Raw genomic sequence first — 15,355 nt, 5'->3', positions numbered from 1 at the left:
GTGGCGCGGCCCGGTGGCCGAAGTTCAGGAAGAGTTCTTGTAGACGCTCCAGCCGCCGTCCACCACCAGGCTCGCGCCGGTCACGAACGACGCCTCGCCGGACAGCAGGAACGCGATGGCCGCGGCGACCTCTTCGGGCCGCCCGAGCCGCCGCGCCGCGGTCTCCCCGGCGCTGGCCCGCCGCTCCTCCTCGCCGATGCCGTCCCAGGCGGCGGTGAGCACCGGGCCGGGCAGCACGCTGTTGACCCGTACCTCGGGCCCGTACTCGACGGCCAGTTGGCGGGCGAGACCGGTCAGCCCGGCCTTGGACGCGGCGTACGCGGGCCGTCCCGGCAGTCCGATCAGGGCGTGCACGGACGAGGTGAGGACCACGGATCCGGCTCTCTCGCGCAGGTCGTCCAGGGCGGCGCGGACGCCGATGAAGGAGCCGGTGAGGTTGACCGCGAGCTGCCGTTCCCAGTCCGCGAGCGGGGTGTCGCCCGCAGCCGCCACGTAGGGCCAGAACGCGTTGCTGACCAGCCCGTCGACCGGCCCGTACCGCTGCCGCGCGGCGTCCACGGCGCAGCGCCAGTCGTCCTCGCTCGCCACGTCGCAGTGCTCGAACGAGGCCACTCCGCCGGCCGCCCGGATGCGCCGCGCGGTGTGCTCGCCGCGCGGGTCGTCGATGTCGAGCAGCAGTACCGCGGCGCCCTCGGCGGCCAGCCGGTCGGCGGTGGCCGCCCCGATACCGGCGGCGGCGCCGGTCACCACGACCGTACGGCCCTGGAACCGCCTGCCGTGGGGGCCACCGGATGCCGGGTGTGGTGCGCGCGGGCTCATGGCGCGATCCAAGCCCACCGGGCGGCGGCGGGCAAGGGGCCGTCGGAGGGGCGGGGGCCGGGCGCCGTACGGATACCGGCGGCGCCCCGCCGCTCACCCGGGGATGTTGTCGAAAGGTCCGGTCAACCGGCGTAGCAGACCGGCCAGTTCGGCGCGCTGCTGGCGGGAGAGTTCGGCGAGAATGGCACGTTCCTGGGTGAGGAGTCCGGCCAGCGACTCGTCGGCCTTGTCGCGTCCGGCGGGGGTCAGCCTGACCAGCACGCCGCGCCGGTCGCTGGGGTCGGGCAGCCGCTCGACGAGGTCCTTCTTGGCGAGCCTGTCGATGCGGTTGGTCATCGTGCCGGAGGTCACCAGGGTCTGCGTCAGCAGCGCGCCGGGTGAGAGCTGGTACGGTGCGCCGGCCCGCCGCAGGGCGGTGAGCACGTCGAACTCCCAGGGTTCCAGGCCGACCTCGGAGAAGGCGATGCGGCGGGCCCGGTCGAGGTGCCTGGCCAGCCTGGAGACTCGGCTGAGGACCTCAAGCGGTTCCACGTCGAGGTCCGGGCGCTCTCGGCGCCATGCTGCGACCAGTCGGTCGACCTCGTCCTCCATGACGATCAGTGTAAAGGGTCTGTCGACATGAAGTCTCTTGACGTCGAGATATATTTTCGTCGACTATTGGGCATGTCGGCGGGAACCCGTGATTCCGGCGGGTTGGCCAGAACCGAACCCGCGACGGCCCAGTACCGGCCCTGTACCAGCAGAGGGGTTTTGCCCATGCACGCTGCACCCACCTGGGATCCACAGCAGTACCTGCGGCACGCCGAGCACCGCACCCGACCGTTCCGTGACCTGCTCACCCGCATACCGGAACTGCCCGCGCCCGGCCGTCCCGCCCGCATCGCCGACCTCGGCTGCGGCCCCGGCAACGTCACCGTCCTCCTCGCCGACCGCTGGCCCGACGCCCACATCACCGGCCTGGACAGCTCGCCCCACATGCTCGAACAGGCCGCTTCCTACGCAGGGCCGACCCCGGGCGGCGGCCTCATCGACTTCGCACCCGCCGACGCCACCGACTGGGCCCCCACGGAGCGCTACGACCTGATCGTCTCCAACGCGGCACTCCAATGGGTCGTCAACCACCCCGAATCCTTCGAGCGCTGGATCGACGCCCTCACCCCCGGCGGCACCTTCGCCTTCCAGGTACCGGGCAACTTCACCTCGCCCAGCCACGCCCTCCTCGGCGAGCTGTGCGACGCCCCCGAATGGCGCGCCCGCCTCGGCGAACACGGCCGCCGCTACGTCCACATCCTCCAGCCCGCCGGCTACCTCGAACTCCTCACCGACCTCGGCTGCACGACCGACGTCTGGGAAACCACCTACGTCCAACTGCTCCAGGGCGAGGACCCGGTCCTCGACTGGGTCAAGGGCACCGCCCTGCGCCCCGTCCTGACCGCACTCGCCGACGACCCGTCCGCCCGCGACGAATTCCTCTCCCAATACCGCGACCTGCTGCGCAAGGCATACCCGCCCGGCCGCCACGGCACGGCCTTCCCCTTCCGCCGCATCTTCGCCGTGGCCCACAAGCCGTGAGCGGGCGGCCCACGCCCCGCCGCCCGTAATCCACATCCGCCCACCAGGAGGTGCGCCGTGATCACCGGCCTCGACCATGTCCAGCTCGCCGCACCCCCGGGCAGCGAACCCGCCCTGCGGGCCTTCTACGCCGGCACCCTCGGCATGACCGAAGTCCCCAAACCCCCGGCACTCGCCACCCGCGGAGGCTGCTGGTTCCAGTCCGGCACGGCCCACCTCCACCTGGGCATCGACCCCGACCACCACCCGTCCCCCAAGGCCCACCCCGGCATCCGCGTCCACGACATCACCGCCTTCGCCGCCCGCCTCACCACCACCGGCACCCCCCTCACCTGGGACGACAACCTCCCGGGCCACCGCCGCTTCCACACCACCGACCCGGTGGGGAACCGACTGGAGTTCCTGGAGGCGGTGGGGGCCGTTACGGAATAGGTTGCTGGTGGCTGAGCGTCTCCGGGAAATACTCCAGGAAATCGTCCATATCGGGCACGAGCAACGTCCCCCACGACCCGTCCGCAAATCCGAACTGGACGTCCCGGAACGTGTTGCTCCGCCGGGTCCAGACAAGCGCGTCACGCGGAAACGCTGCCCCCGGTTCCACGGCGTTGCCAAGCTTTCCCGACAGGCGGCGGGACTGTACGTAGACAAAGCGCATCGTCCCGTCGGTCAGTGCCACGGTCGTGGTCACACCCGACGCGCTGCGCGGCTGTCCGGCCGCCAGCCACCGCCCGGCCAGGCTGTCCCACGTGCCGAAGAACGCGCCGTTGCCCGCCTGCCGCTTCTTCCGTACCGCCAGGTCGTCGGTGGCCGTGGTGGTGGACAGGGCCGGTACGTCATTGGTCAGGATGCCGAAAAGCGCTTTTCCGAGCTTCGCAAAAGGCGTGCCGATCCCGCCGTGCCCCACCAGAACTTCAGGCCGCCTCGCCCGTGGCACGTCACCGGAGGCCGAACCGTTGTCGGAGTCGGCCCGGTCAACGGCGAAACCACCGGCGAAGGCCCCGTATCCGCCGCCCTCCAGGGCCTCCGTAACTTTTCGCTCCAGTTTGTCCCACATATAAGTCAGCCCCTTGAAATGTCGTTGTCGGAAATCGGAGGTGCGGCAGGCGGAATGAGGCATCAAGCCACGTTCCCGGCCATGACGTGGTTGTCGCCTGTTGGTGGCACCGTCAGCCGAACAGCGAATCAACGGCCGTGGCAACGCGGCTGCACGGGGACCTCACCACGGCCGTGAGCGCGCCGTCCGCTGCCTCCACGGACACCGTGAAGGTGAATCCCCGCGACCGCTGCGGCGCGGAATCTCCGGCCTGCGCACGTACGCCCTGGCCCGCTCCCGCAGATTCCGTCTGCCACCCCTGGGTGGTGAACGACGCCGCGATCCGGGAGAGCGCGTCCGGGAGAGCGCCGACGTTCACCCCGGAAACGCGCCAGCTGTGCTGAGCCGAACAAGAGGTGCGCAGTCCTTTGCCCCAACACGCCTCGCAGGTAATCGAGTTGACCTTCCGGTCCCCGTCCACCATTCCGCGCAGCGCGACCACGTCCAGCAGGCGACTGGAGTGCCAGTACAACTCCTGCTCCACCGCAGGATCCGGCTCCGCGGCAGCCGCCGGGCCGCCCTGCCGGATGGCCCGGTAGTCCTCGATCTCCTGATCCGTGCCCCAGTCGATCGTTTTGAGTATCTCGGCGAACAGTTCGGAGTGCAGGCCCCAGGCGTCCGGCGACGGGCAGTCGAGCGCGAAAATCAGCATTTCCCGGCTGCCGGGCAGCGGGATGTACACCTGGATCTGCGACTGCTGGACGGGGAGATCCTGGCCGGTGGGTGACACCCCTGCGGCAAGAATGACGTCGGATGAGCCGATCCGGGTGAACGCGGGCCCGCAAGGCAGTTCCACTCGCCGGTAGTCGTCCTGCGGGTGTTTGCGCTCAAGGAGTTCGTGTAATTGCCGCAGCAACTGCTCGTCGTCCTCGCTCTCGTGCGGGACCTGACTGACGACGATGGTGGAGGCGCTGGGCCGACCGTCCGATTCGAGGAAACAGAGACCGGCATAGATCACGTCGGCTTCCGTCATCGGCTCCAACTGCGCGCCGAGCATGAGCGCGAAGAGGTACTGATCGTCCACCGCGTGGTCGGGCAGAAGCTCCGTGGCCAGCGCGTGCAGGCGTTCGGCGGCGGTGTCCGCGTCCGGTGCGTCCACCGGGAGTTCGCGGATGAAGGGCGGCATGATCCAGCCGATGTGCAGCCGCGAGGGCTGCCGCTCGGGCGGCAGCACTGTCGCTGCCCCGCCGTCGTCGGCGACTGCGTACGACACCTGTTGTTCTCTTCTCTGCTCAGGCTGCCAGGGTCTTGTGGAACTGCTGCCCGGACGGTGCCGGCGCGACCGTCTGCTTGTCGCCGCCGAGGTGCTCCGCAACCTGATGGACGGTGCCGTTGATCGTGGAGCCGCCCTTGATGACCAGCTGCGTGGCGGCCTGCGCCTTGTCCGAAAGCTGAGCCGCTTCACCGAACGACTTCTGCAGGCCCCAGTTGACCGCCTTCATGCTGAACGGCTGCCCGAGCCCCTTGGCGATCTCCTCGGCCGTTCTCGCGCTGCCCAGCCCCCGGCCGGCCGCACCCAGCTTCCCCGCGAGCTTCGCGCCTGTGGCAGCCTCCTTGAAGCCCGCGATGGCCCCCTTGGCCAGGCCCCCCACCCCCGGGACCATCCCCAGCGCATCCAGCCCGATCTTCCAGCCGGGCGTGCCGTTGCCCCGTGCGTTCCCCATCCAGTGGCCGGCCATCGCTCCGGCCGCGCAGGCCGCGGAAGCACCGCCGAGGAGAGCGCCGACGACCTGACCGCCGACAGGCACGACCTGGCAGGCCAGGGCGGCTGCGGCCAGGCCCGCCGAAATGGTGGACAAGAGGTCGGCGTGGTCGACGAGCCAGTCCTTGAAATCCCGCCAGCCTTCCTTGAGGCCGTCGATCGCTCGGTTCCACCAGTGAATGTCCGGTGGATGGTTCTCCGACGCCTTGAGGATGGCGCGCTCGGCCTCTCCGGCGCGGTCCTTCCACTGGGATTGGATGCGCTCCGCTTCGCGGATGAGGTCGTCGAGTTTTTCCTTGGAATGCTTCGCCCTGTCGGACGCCGCATCCATCTCGTCGTTGATCCTCTTGGCTTTCTCGGGCTCCATGGGCCGGCCGAAGTACGGCAGGTACTTCTGATAGAGGTCGGTGTAGTGATCGTGGTCCGCGTCCGCCTGCTTACGGGCCGAAGCCGCCTCCGCCTCGATCTTTCCGGCCTTGTCCTGGAACCCCTGGAGATGTGTGTGCCAGCCGCGTAACGCCTTGGCGCAGTCGTGCATGGAGTCGGTGCCCTGCTTGAGGAATTTAGGCAGCTCGCCGAGTTTCTTCGCAAAATTCCGGGCCGCCTCTCCCTCCCAGGCGCCGTCGCTCTTACCGACAGTTTTGAGCAGGTGATCCAGTTCGTCCAGTTCGTCACCGACGGATTTCACGTCGGACGCCAGGGCCTGAATCGCGTGCAGGTCGCCCTTCGCGGGATTGAATCCGACGCCGGGCCAGGCCGAGTCGTCTTCGATGAACATGCTGCGCCAAGACATGGGTGCCCCTCTGGACTGATCTTCTCGCCGGTTCCGCGGCTATTTCTTGCCGAGCATTTTGGCGTTCTCTTCTTCGCCCGCCTTGTAGGCATCCAGCGTCAGTCCAAGTTTTTCGTGGATGTCCTTGGCTGCATCCGCGATGCGCTTGATGCCATCGCCCCATTGGTCCTGGAACTCATCGCAGGCATCGTCCAGGCCATCGGTACCCAGTGCCTTCGGCCCCACTTTGTTCAAGCGGCGCTGGGCGTCCCGCATGCGCTCGTCTGCGTTCGCGAGCTTATTCAGCATTTCCTGTACGCGTCCGACATCGATTTTGAAATCGGTGGACATGTCTGATTTCCTCGCGCTCGCCCGGTGTTTCCGACGACAGTCGAATGAAGGGCCGGTGCAAGGATGCCGCGCCCGGTGTCGACGTCGCCGTCACCGTATCGTGACGAGTGACGTGACCCGCATGGAGATCTGTTGATATTCGGCCAAGAGGAAGCAGTCGATGTGCCCGGAAAGAGAATTATGGCGACGGCGCGGGGAAACCGAAATATCTCCCATGCCCCGTCGTACGGGAAATCACATGCCTGGGCCTGGAGGCCGTCGGCACCCTCGTCGGCGAGCGTCCCGCAGCACGCCCGCCGTCAGTTCTTCCGATGCCCGATCAGCCGAGGCTTCGCCTCCAGGCCGTCCAGGCCGTGCCAGGCGAGGTTGACGAGGTGGGCGGCGACCTCGGCCTTCTTGGGCTTGCGGACGTCGAGCCACCACTGGCCGGTGAGGGCGACCATGCCGACGAGGGCCTGGGCGTAGAGAGGGGCCAGTTTCGGGTCGAAGCCGCGGGCCTTGAACTCCAGGCCCAGGATGTCCTCGACCTGGGTGGCGATGTCGCTGATGAGGGACGCGAAGGTGCCCGTCGACTGGGCGACGGGGGAGTCGCGCACCAGGATGCGGAAGCCGTCGGTGAAGGTCTCGATGTAGTCGAGGAGCGCGAACGCCGCCTGTTCGAGGAGTTCGCGGGGGTGGCCGGCGGTCAGCGCGCCGGTCACCATGTCCAGCAGCTGGCGCATCTCGCGGTCCACGACCACCGCGTAGAGGCCCTCCTTGCCGCCGAAGTGCTCGTAGACGACGGGCTTGGATACGCCTGCCTTGGCGGCGATCTCCTCGACCGACGTGCCCTCGAAGCCACGCTCGGCGAAGAGGGTGCGACCGATGTCGAGCAGCTGCTCACGGCGCTCCGCTCCGGTCATCCGGACGCGCCGGGTCCGCCTGGTACCCGCGCCGGAGGAGGTGCCCTTGCTGCCGTTGCTCACGTTGCTGCCGTCGATCGCCACCCGTCAATCATGCCGCCTGGGCCGTCTTCGCCTTGCGCCGGGCGTCGAGCCGGGACGCGTTCGGCCACCGCACGTCGTACGCCCAGCCCGCCTTCTCGAACCAGCGGATCAGCCGGGCACTGGAATCCAGCTGCCCCTTCAGTACGCCGTGACGCGCGCACGTCGGGTCCGCGTGGTGCAGGTTGTGCCACGACTCACCGCAGGAGAGGACCGCCAGCCACCACACGTTCCCGGAACGGTCACGGGACTTGAACGGCCGCTTGCCGACCGCGTGGCAGATGGAGTTGATCGACCACGTGACGTGGTGCAGCAGCGCCACCCGGACCAGCGAACCCCAGAAGAACGCGCTCAGCGCACCCGCCCAGGACATCGTCACCAGGCCGCCCACCAGCGGCGGCAGCGCCAGCGACACCGTCGTCCAGACGATGAACTGCCGGGAGACCGCCCGGATCGCCGGATCCTTGATCAGATCCGGCGCGTACTTGTGCTGCGGCGTCTGCTCCTCGTCGAACATCCAGCCGATGTGCGCCCACCACAGGCCCTTCATCAGCGCCGGCACCGTCTCGCCGAACCGCCACGGCGAATGCGGGTCGCCCTCCGCGTCCGAGAACTTGTGGTGCTTGCGGTGGTCCGCCACCCAGCGCACCAGAGGCCCCTCCACCGCCATCGACCCCATGACCGCCAGCGCGATGCGCAGCGGGCGCTTCGCCTTGAAGGCGCCGTGCGTGAAATACCGGTGGAAGCCGATCGTGATGCCGTGGCAGCCGATGTAGTACATCGCCACCATCAGGCCCAGATCCAGCCAGCTCACCCCCCACCCCCACGCCAGCGGCACCGCGGCCAGCAGGGCCAGGAACGGCACCGTGATGAAGAGCAGCAGGGTGATCTGCTCAAGGGATCGCTTGCTGTCACCGCCCAGCGTCGCGGACGGCAGCGGTGCGCCGGCCGGTGTGGGTGACTCTTCGACGGCTTCTGGACCAGCGGTCATGTTGGTGTCCCTCGTCGGGGGCTCGGGGTCACGGCTACGGCTACGGGACCGTAACCTACGGTCTCGTAAGTATGGCAGCGCCGAGACCGCGGACAAGGCCGTGACAGGCCAGTACCCACCACACGGGCACCCCTACCCCCACCCCGCACAGCCGTGACCTGCGAGCACTGCCCGACCCTTGGCCCCATCCGCACAGATGCCCACACAGCGGACGGTGTGACCACCCTCCGAACGGGAGACCTATCCTGGGGGCGTCGGACAGCGCGGTCCGCATCCCGCCCACAAAGCCCAGACGTGCCCACCCGTCACCCGCCACACGCAGGAGACGCAGGCGCCGCCCCCAGGGAGCGCCGCCCGCCACCCCTGGAAACCGTCGCGGTGTGACGCCCCCTCCTAAAGAGATGCAAGGAGCCGCACCTGTGAGCAGTGCCGACAACACCTCCGCCGCCGAGCCCACCTCCAGCGGAAACGGCCGGGCCAACGGGCTCGCCACCGAGGCCGAGCGCGGCGACAACATCGCTCTGCGCGCCGACATCCGCCGCCTCGGCGACCTCCTCGGCGAGACCCTCGTCCGCCAGGAAGGGCAAGAACTCCTGGACCTCGTCGAGCAGGTCCGCGCGCTGACCCGCTCCGACGGCGAGGCCGCCGCCCGGCTCCTGGGCGACACCGACCTCGCCACCGCAGCCAAGCTCGTCCGCGCCTTCTCGACGTACTTCCACCTCGCCAACGTCACCGAGCAGGTCCATCGTGGCCGCGAGCTGCGCGCCAGGCGCGCCGCGGAAGGCGGCATCCTCAGCCGCACCGCCGACATGCTCAAGGACGCCGACCCGGAGCACCTGCGGGAGACCGCCGCCCACCTCGGCGTACGCCCCGTCTTCACCGCGCACCCCACCGAAGCCGCCCGCCGCTCCGTTCTCACCAAGCTCCGCAAGGTCGCCGAACTCCTCGACCACACGGACACCACCGAGCGCCGCCGCACCGACCTCCGTCTCGCCGAGAGCATCGACCTCATCTGGCAGACCGACGAACTGCGCGTCGCCCGCCCCGAGCCCACCGACGAGGCCCGCAACGCCATCTACTACCTCGACGAACTGGGCCGCGGCGCCGTCGGCGACGTACTCGAAGACCTCGCCGCCGAACTGGAGCGGGCCGGCACCGAACTGCCCGCCGGCACCCGCCCGCTGACCTTCGGCACCTGGATCGGCGGCGACCGCGACGGCAACCCCAACGTCACCCCCCAGGTCACCTGGGACGTCCTGATCCTCCAGCACGATCACGGCATCACCGACGCCCTGGAACACATCGACGAGCTGCGCGGCGCCCTCTCCAACTCCATCCGCAACTGCGGCGCCACCGACGCACTCCTCGCCTCCCTCCAGCGCGACCTGGAACTCCTCCCGGAGATCAGCCCCCGCTACAAGCGGCTCAACTCCGAAGAGCCCTACCGCCTCAAGGCCACCTGCATCCGGCAGAAGCTCGTCAACACCCGCGACCGGCTCGCCGGCGACACCCCGCACGTCCCCGGCCGCGACTACCTCGGCACCGCCGAACTCCTCGACGACCTCGCCCTCATCCAGACCTCACTGCGCGCCCACCGCGGTGGCCTGGTCGCCGACGGCCGCCTGGAGCGCACCCTGCGCACCATCGCCGCCTTCGGCCTCCAGCTCGCCACCATGGACATCCGCGAGCACGCCGACGCCCACCACCACGCACTGGGCCAGCTCTTCGACCGCCTCGGCGAGGAATCCTGGCGCTATGTCGACATGCCCCGCGACTACCGCCGCAAGCTCCTCGCCAAGGAACTGCGCTCCCGCCGGCCCCTGGCCCCCACCCCCGCGCCCCTCGACGAAGCCGGAGCCAAGACCCTCGGCGTCTTCCGCACCATCCTCAAGGCCAAGAAGACCTTCGGCCCCGAGGTCATCGAGTCGTACATCATCTCCATGTGCGCCGGCTCCGACGACGTCTTCGCCGCCGCCGTGCTCGCCCGCGAAGCCGGTCTGATCGACCTGCACGCCGGCTGGGCCAAGGTCGGCATCGTGCCGCTCCTGGAGACCACCGACGAGCTGAAGATCGCCGACCAGCTCCTCGACGAGATGCTCTCCGACCCGTCCTACCGACGCCTGGTCGCCCTCCGCGGCGACGTCCAGGAAGTCATGCTCGGCTACTCCGACTCCTCCAAGTTCGGCGGCATCACCACCAGCCAGTGGGAGATCCACCGCGCCCAGCGGCTGCTGCGCGACGTCGCCCACCGGCACGGCGTACGCCTGCGCCTCTTCCACGGCCGCGGCGGCACCGTCGGCCGCGGCGGCGGCCCCTCCCACGACGCGATCCTCGCCCAGCCCTACGGCACCCTCGAAGGCGAGATCAAGGTCACCGAGCAGGGCGAGGTCATCTCCGACAAGTACCTCGTGCCGTCCCTGGCCCGCGAGAACCTCGAACTGACCGTCGCCGCAACGCTCCAGGCGTCCGCCCTGCACACCGAGCCCCGCCAGTCCGACGAGGCGCTCGCCCGCTGGGACGCCGCCATGGAGACCGTCTCCGACGCGGCCCACGGCTCCTACCGCCACCTCGTCGAAGACCCCGACCTGCCCGCCTACTTCTTCGCCTCCACCCCCGTCGACCAGCTCGCCGAACTCCACCTCGGCTCCCGCCCCTCCCGCCGCCCCGACTCCGGCGCGGGACTCGACGGACTCCGCGCCATCCCCTGGGTCTTCGGCTGGACCCAGTCCCGCCAGATCGTCCCCGGCTGGTACGGCGTCGGCACCGGCCTCAAGGCCGCCCGCGAAGCCGGTCTCGGCACCGTCCTCGACGAGATGCACGAGCACTGGCACTTCTTCCGCAACTTCCTGTCCAACGTCGCCATGACCCTGGCCAAGACCGACCTGCGGATCGCCCAGCACTACGTCGACACCCTCGTCCCCGACGAGCTGAAGCACGTCTTCGACGTCATCAAGGCCGAGCACGAACTCACCGTCCAGGAAGTCCTGCGCATCACCGGCGAGAGCGAACTCCTCGACTCCAACCCGGTCCTGCGCCAGACCTTCCGCATCCGCGACGCCTACCTCGACCCGATCAGCTACCTCCAGGTCTCCCTGCTGGCCCGCCAGCGCGAGGCCGCGGCCCGCGGCGAAGAAGCCGACCCGGTCCTCGCCCGCGCCCTGCTGCTCACCGTCAACGGCGTCGCCGCCGGCCTGCGCAACACCGGCTGACCCGCCCCGCACACACGACGGCCCGCCTCCCGGCACGAACCAGGAGGCGGGCCGTCGGTCTCAGCCGTCCCCGCTACAACGCCACGAACGCCGCCACCAGCAGCGCCGCGCCGCACCACCCCATCGCCCACGCCGTCCGCCGCCACCGCAGCCCCCCGGCCACCACCAGCGCCGCCAGCAACAACGAACCCCCGAACGGCACCCACGCGTACAGGATCCCGGCAGGCCCGGTCCGCACCGCATCGGCCGTACCCGCCCGCACCGTCACCTCGACGCGCTGCCCCTTGTCCGGCGCCGCCACCTTCGCGACCGACACCTTCGCCCGCCGCCGCCCGTCCCCCTCCGTCGGCACATACGGCCCCGTACACCGGTCATCCGCACACGCCGCCACCGTCATCGTGCCGCGCTCCCGCGCCTTCACCAGCATCGCGTACTGCGCCGTACCCCACGACGTCCACACCCCCGCCACCAGCAACAACAACGCCAGCAACGCCAACAACCCGGTCCGGACGAGCAGCACCACCCCATAAGCGCTCTCACCCGCCCGCCGGGTACGACTACGTTTGACCGCACTGGTGCGCGAATTCCGTCTGGACATGGCGGGATCCTTGGCCATCGACCCGCACCTGGTCAACCTCCCGCCGGCACCCACCCGCCGCCCGTACGCACCGGGGAGCCGCGGCCCCCCATACTGGGAACAGGAGGATCCATGAACTCGACACAGCAGATCGTCTACCGGCAACTACGCGAGCTGCGCGATCACTTCACGCCGCCGCCCGGCTTCACCTGGCCCGAGATCAGCGACGGCAAACTCCTCATGATGATGAGCCCGCGGCCCCGGCATCAGCTGACCGCCAAGCGCGTAACCCGGCAGCTCGACCCGCAGCTCCCTGACGACGTTTTCGCCTTCGAGGCGACCGACACCGACGACGCCGGTCTCGGAAAGCTGCGCATCCCGGACATCCTCGTCTGCCCCAGTGCCGCCATGGACACCGACGCCCCCCTCGACCCCCGCGAAATCGTCCTCGCCATCGAGATCGTCTCCCCCTCCAACCCCGACAACGACTACGAGGACAAGGCTCGCGACTACCCCGCCATGGGCATCCCGCACTACCTCATCCTCGACCCGCGCGACGGCACCGCCACCTACCAGTGGGCCATCGGCCGCACCGAGGGCCGCCCCGCGTACGAGAACCGGCTGCACCTCCCGTACGGCACACCGGTCACCCTCAGCACGGCCCTCGGCGACTGGACGGTCGACACCACCGACCTGCCCCGCTACAGCCCCAAGGACATGTTCCAACAGCCATGAACCCCTGAACCGCTACGTGTTGTACGTGCTCTGCGCCCGCTCCAGACCCTCCAGGACCAGCGCCTCCACCGCGTCCGCCGCGCGGTCCACGAAGTAGTCCAGCTCCTTGCGTTCCACCGACGCGAAGTCCTTCAGCACGAAATCCGCCACCGGCATACGGCCCGGAGGCCGCCCGATTCCGAACCGGACCCGGTGATAGTCCGCGCCCAGCGACTTCGTGATCGACTTCAGGCCGTTGTGGCCGTTGTCCCCGCCGCCCGACTTCAGCCGCAGGGCGCCGAAATCGATGTCCAACTCGTCGTGCACCGCGATGATCTGCGACACCGGCACCTTGTAGAAGTCCCGCAACGCCGTCGTCGGACCACCCGACAGATTCATGAACGACTGCGGCTTCGCCACCACCACCCGACGCCCCGCAGTGCCCGGAGGACCCACCCGCCCCTCCACCACCTGCGCCCGCGCCTTGTGCGCCTTGAACCGTCCGCGCATCCGCTCCGCCAGCAGGTCCGCCACCATGAAACCCACGTTGTGACGATTGCCCGCATACTCCGGACCCGGATTGCCCAGCCCCACCACAAGCCACGGATCGGCGTCCGTCATCTCCACGTCTCCCACATCCGCCCGGCAACACCACCGAGCCACGAATCCGGCCCGGCCACCGCCGGACCGGCCACCCACCCGCACCACACGGCACCAGGCCACCAAACAACCCAACCGCCACCCCGCACCCAAAGGCGCGCGGCAGCGGTTGGAAAACGTCCTACCGGACGACGGCTCAGCCCTCGGCGGAGGCGTCACCATCGGCGGCCGGCTCCGGCGCCTCGGCCTGCGCCGCGACGACCTGCAGCACGACCGCGTCCTCGTCGACGGCCAGCGTCGAACCCGCAGGCAGCGTGATGTCCTTGGCCTGCACCGAGTCGCCGGCGTTCAGACCCGCGATCGACACGGTGACCGACTCCGGGATGTGCGTCGCCTCGGCCTCGATGGGCAGCGTGTTCAGCAGGTGCTCCAGCAGGTTCGCACCCGGCGCCAGGTCACCCTCGGTCAGGATCGGGACCTCGACCGTGACCTTCTCGCCCTTCTTGACGGCCAGGAAGTCCACGTGCACCAGGAAGCCACGGATGGCCTCGCGCTGCACGGCCTTCGGGATGACCAGCTCGTCCTTGCCGTCCACGTCCAGGCGGATCAGCACGTTCGGGGTCTTCAGGGCCATCATCAGCGCGTGGTTGTGAATCGCCACGTGCTTCGGCTCGGCGCCGTGACCGTAGATGACCGCGGGAACCAGGTCCGCACGACGCGCACGACGCGCCGCACCCTTACCGAATTCGGCACGCACCTGGGCGGCAAGCTTGACCTCAGCCATGACTGCACTCCTCGTATCTCAGGAAACTGCTGACCGTTACCCGGCCCACGACAGACCTGCTACGAAGAGCGCGTCGATTACGGACCAGCCACACACAAAAAGTGCGGCCTCCCTCGCCGAGCAACTCCGTGAGTCTACCCGGCCGGGAGGCCGCCCCAAAGTCGATCAATGCCGACCTACATCACAGCGGTGACACGACCCGCGTCACTGCTCCTCGAAGAGGCTCGTCACCGAACCGTCCTCGAACACCTCACGGATCGCCCGCGCCACCGTCGGCGCCATCGACAGCACCGTGATCTTGTCGAGCTCCAGCTCCGAAGGCGTCGGCAGCGTATTCGTGAAGACGAACTCACTGACCTTCGAATTCTTCAGACGGTCCGCGGCAGGACCCGACAGCACACCGTGCGTCGCCGTCACGATCACGTCCGACGCACCGTTCGCGAACAGTGCGTCCGCCGCCGCGCAGATCGTGCCACCGGTGTCGATCATGTCGTCGACCAGCACACACACCCGGTCCTTCACGTCGCCGACGACCTCGTGCACGGTGACCTGGTTCGCCACGTCCTTGTCGCGCCGCTTGTGCACGATCGCCAGCGGCGCGCCCAGACGGTCGCACCAGCGGTCCGCGACCCGCACCCGGCCCGCGTCCGGCGAGACCACCGTCAGCTTGTCCCGGTCCACCTTCGCGCCGACGTAGTCCGCCAGCACCGGCAGCGCGAACAGATGATCCACCGGACCGTCGAAGAAGCCCATGATCTGGTCCGTGTGCAGATCGACCGTGACGATACGGTCCGCACCCGCCGTCTTCATCAGGTCCGCGATCAGCCGCGCCGAAATCGGCTCACGGCCACGGTGCTTCTTGTCCTGGCGGGCATAGCCGTAGAACGGCACGACCACGGTGATGCTCCGGGCCGAAGCCCGCTTCAGCGCATCAATCATGATCAGCTGTTCCATGATCCACTTATTGATCGGAGCCGTGTGGCTCTGGATCAAAAAGCAGTCCGCACCACGCGCCGACTCCTGATAACGGACGTAGATCTCACCGTTGGCGAAGTCGAACGCCTTCGTCGGGACCAGGCCGACACCCAGCTGGTGCGCGACCTCCTCGGCCAGCTCGGGGTGGGCGCGGCCGGAGAAGAGCATCAGCTTCTTCTCGCCGGTCGTCTTGATCCCGGTCACAGCAAATCT

16 protein-coding genes are annotated in these 15,355 nt (G+C 69.0%); 4 read left to right on the top strand and 12 right to left on the bottom strand.

Annotated features, from left to right (window positions below; translation table 11 throughout):
- Positions 1-24: 24 nt before the first annotated feature.
- Entirely contained in the window at positions 25-819 is a 795-nt protein-coding gene (locus tag ACIBK8_RS10375) for an SDR family NAD(P)-dependent oxidoreductase (protein ID WP_399041304.1), read from the bottom strand.
- A gap of 93 nt (positions 820-912) precedes the next feature.
- Complete coding sequence (locus ACIBK8_RS10370; RefSeq protein ID WP_227046123.1) at positions 913-1,410, bottom strand: MarR family winged helix-turn-helix transcriptional regulator; 498 nt, start codon at positions 1,408-1,410, stop codon at positions 913-915.
- A 165-nt stretch (positions 1,411-1,575) separates the two neighbouring features.
- On the opposite strand from ACIBK8_RS10370, the gene ACIBK8_RS10365 reads away from it, so the two are divergent.
- Positions 1,576-2,391, top strand: a complete 816-nt coding sequence (locus ACIBK8_RS10365; protein WP_399041303.1) for a trans-aconitate 2-methyltransferase — start codon at positions 1,576-1,578, stop codon at positions 2,389-2,391.
- A 57-nt stretch (positions 2,392-2,448) separates the two neighbouring features.
- Positions 2,449-2,823, top strand: a complete 375-nt coding sequence (locus ACIBK8_RS10360; RefSeq protein WP_399041302.1) for a VOC family protein — start codon at positions 2,449-2,451, stop codon at positions 2,821-2,823.
- Here ACIBK8_RS10360 and ACIBK8_RS10355 read toward each other — a convergent pair.
- The 6 genes from ACIBK8_RS10355 to ACIBK8_RS10330 form a co-directional block, all read right to left on the bottom strand.
- Positions 2,813-3,445, bottom strand: a complete 633-nt coding sequence (locus ACIBK8_RS10355) for a hypothetical protein (RefSeq protein WP_399041301.1) — start codon at positions 3,443-3,445, stop codon at positions 2,813-2,815. The two genes, ACIBK8_RS10360 and ACIBK8_RS10355, sit on opposite strands and share 11 nt — an antisense overlap.
- 112 nt (positions 3,446-3,557) lie before the next feature.
- Positions 3,558-4,697 (bottom strand): hypothetical protein, encoded by a 1,140-nt coding sequence (locus tag ACIBK8_RS10350; RefSeq protein WP_399041300.1) that lies wholly within the window; start codon positions 4,695-4,697, stop codon positions 3,558-3,560.
- 19 nt (positions 4,698-4,716) lie between these two features.
- Positions 4,717-5,964, bottom strand: a complete 1,248-nt coding sequence (locus ACIBK8_RS10345; protein ID WP_399041299.1) for a putative T7SS-secreted protein — start codon at positions 5,962-5,964, stop codon at positions 4,717-4,719.
- 54 nt (positions 5,965-6,018) lie between these two features.
- Positions 6,019-6,309, bottom strand: a complete 291-nt coding sequence (locus ACIBK8_RS10340) for a WXG100 family type VII secretion target (protein WP_399041298.1) — start codon at positions 6,307-6,309, stop codon at positions 6,019-6,021.
- Between the two features lie 299 nt (positions 6,310-6,608).
- Positions 6,609-7,295 carry a TetR family transcriptional regulator gene (locus ACIBK8_RS10335; RefSeq protein ID WP_393683172.1) on the bottom strand — a complete coding sequence of 229 codons (687 nt, stop codon included), beginning with the start codon at positions 7,293-7,295 and terminating at the stop codon, positions 6,609-6,611.
- 7 nt (positions 7,296-7,302) lie between these two features.
- Complete coding sequence (locus ACIBK8_RS10330; RefSeq protein WP_399041297.1) at positions 7,303-8,283, bottom strand: acyl-CoA desaturase; 981 nt, start codon at positions 8,281-8,283, stop codon at positions 7,303-7,305.
- A gap of 419 nt (positions 8,284-8,702) precedes the next feature.
- Between ACIBK8_RS10330 and ppc the strand changes: the two genes are divergently transcribed.
- Positions 8,703-11,492: a phosphoenolpyruvate carboxylase gene (gene ppc, locus ACIBK8_RS10325; protein ID WP_399041295.1), complete on the top strand. Its 2,790-nt coding sequence runs from the start codon at positions 8,703-8,705 to the stop codon at positions 11,490-11,492.
- A 73-nt stretch (positions 11,493-11,565) separates the two neighbouring features.
- Here ppc and ACIBK8_RS10320 read toward each other — a convergent pair whose 3' ends face one another.
- Positions 11,566-12,090 (bottom strand): hypothetical protein, encoded by a 525-nt coding sequence (locus ACIBK8_RS10320; RefSeq protein WP_399041294.1) that lies wholly within the window; start codon positions 12,088-12,090, stop codon positions 11,566-11,568.
- A gap of 111 nt (positions 12,091-12,201) precedes the next feature.
- Here ACIBK8_RS10320 and ACIBK8_RS10315 point away from each other — a divergent pair, with 111 nt between their 5' ends.
- Positions 12,202-12,804 carry a Uma2 family endonuclease gene (locus tag ACIBK8_RS10315; RefSeq protein WP_399041293.1) on the top strand — a complete coding sequence of 201 codons (603 nt, stop codon included), beginning with the start codon at positions 12,202-12,204 and terminating at the stop codon, positions 12,802-12,804.
- 12 nt (positions 12,805-12,816) lie between these two features.
- Here ACIBK8_RS10315 and pth read toward each other — a convergent pair whose 3' ends face one another.
- From pth to ACIBK8_RS10300, 3 genes are all read right to left on the bottom strand, one after another.
- On the bottom strand, positions 12,817-13,404 hold the full coding sequence (gene pth, locus ACIBK8_RS10310; protein WP_393683164.1) for an aminoacyl-tRNA hydrolase: 588 nt from the start codon (positions 13,402-13,404) through the stop codon (positions 12,817-12,819).
- Between the two features lie 175 nt (positions 13,405-13,579).
- Entirely contained in the window at positions 13,580-14,167 is a 588-nt protein-coding gene (locus ACIBK8_RS10305) for a 50S ribosomal protein L25/general stress protein Ctc (RefSeq protein ID WP_399041292.1), read from the bottom strand.
- Positions 14,168-14,371: 204 nt separating this feature from the next.
- On the bottom strand, positions 14,372-15,346 hold the full coding sequence (locus ACIBK8_RS10300; RefSeq protein WP_393683161.1) for a ribose-phosphate diphosphokinase: 975 nt from the start codon (positions 15,344-15,346) through the stop codon (positions 14,372-14,374).
- Positions 15,347-15,355: the final 9 nt, after the last annotated feature.

Origin of the sequence: Streptomyces sp. NPDC050161, assembly GCF_044460025.1 — a bacterium.
GTDB lineage: Bacteria > Actinomycetota > Actinomycetes > Streptomycetales > Streptomycetaceae > Streptomyces.
Note: the sequence above shows the minus strand (reverse complement) of the source record. Positions and strands in the feature narration are given on the sequence as shown.

Excerpts from the sequence above, each read along its gene's own strand:
- ACIBK8_RS10305 (WP_399041292.1), bottom strand. The coding sequence starts at position 14,167 with ATGGCTGAGGTCAAGCTTGCCGCCCAGGTGCGTGCCGAATTCGGTAAG.
- ACIBK8_RS10340 (WP_399041298.1), bottom strand. The coding sequence starts at position 6,309 with ATGTCCACCGATTTCAAAATCGATGTCGGACGCGTACAGGAAATGCTG.
- ACIBK8_RS10370 (WP_227046123.1), bottom strand. The coding sequence starts at position 1,410 with ATGGAGGACGAGGTCGACCGACTGGTCGCAGCATGGCGCCGAGAGCGC.
- pth (WP_393683164.1), bottom strand. The coding sequence starts at position 13,404 with ATGACGGACGCCGATCCGTGGCTTGTGGTGGGGCTGGGCAATCCGGGT.
- ACIBK8_RS10315 (WP_399041293.1), top strand. The coding sequence starts at position 12,202 with ATGAACTCGACACAGCAGATCGTCTACCGGCAACTACGCGAGCTGCGC.
- ACIBK8_RS10330 (WP_399041297.1), bottom strand. The coding sequence starts at position 8,283 with ATGACCGCTGGTCCAGAAGCCGTCGAAGAGTCACCCACACCGGCCGGC.
- ACIBK8_RS10355 (WP_399041301.1), bottom strand. The coding sequence starts at position 3,445 with ATGTGGGACAAACTGGAGCGAAAAGTTACGGAGGCCCTGGAGGGCGGC.
- ACIBK8_RS10375 (WP_399041304.1), bottom strand. The coding sequence starts at position 819 with ATGAGCCCGCGCGCACCACACCCGGCATCCGGTGGCCCCCACGGCAGG.
- ACIBK8_RS10345 (WP_399041299.1), bottom strand. The coding sequence starts at position 5,964 with ATGTTCATCGAAGACGACTCGGCCTGGCCCGGCGTCGGATTCAATCCC.
- ACIBK8_RS10320 (WP_399041294.1), bottom strand. The coding sequence starts at position 12,090 with ATGTCCAGACGGAATTCGCGCACCAGTGCGGTCAAACGTAGTCGTACC.
- ACIBK8_RS10365 (WP_399041303.1), top strand. The coding sequence starts at position 1,576 with ATGCACGCTGCACCCACCTGGGATCCACAGCAGTACCTGCGGCACGCC.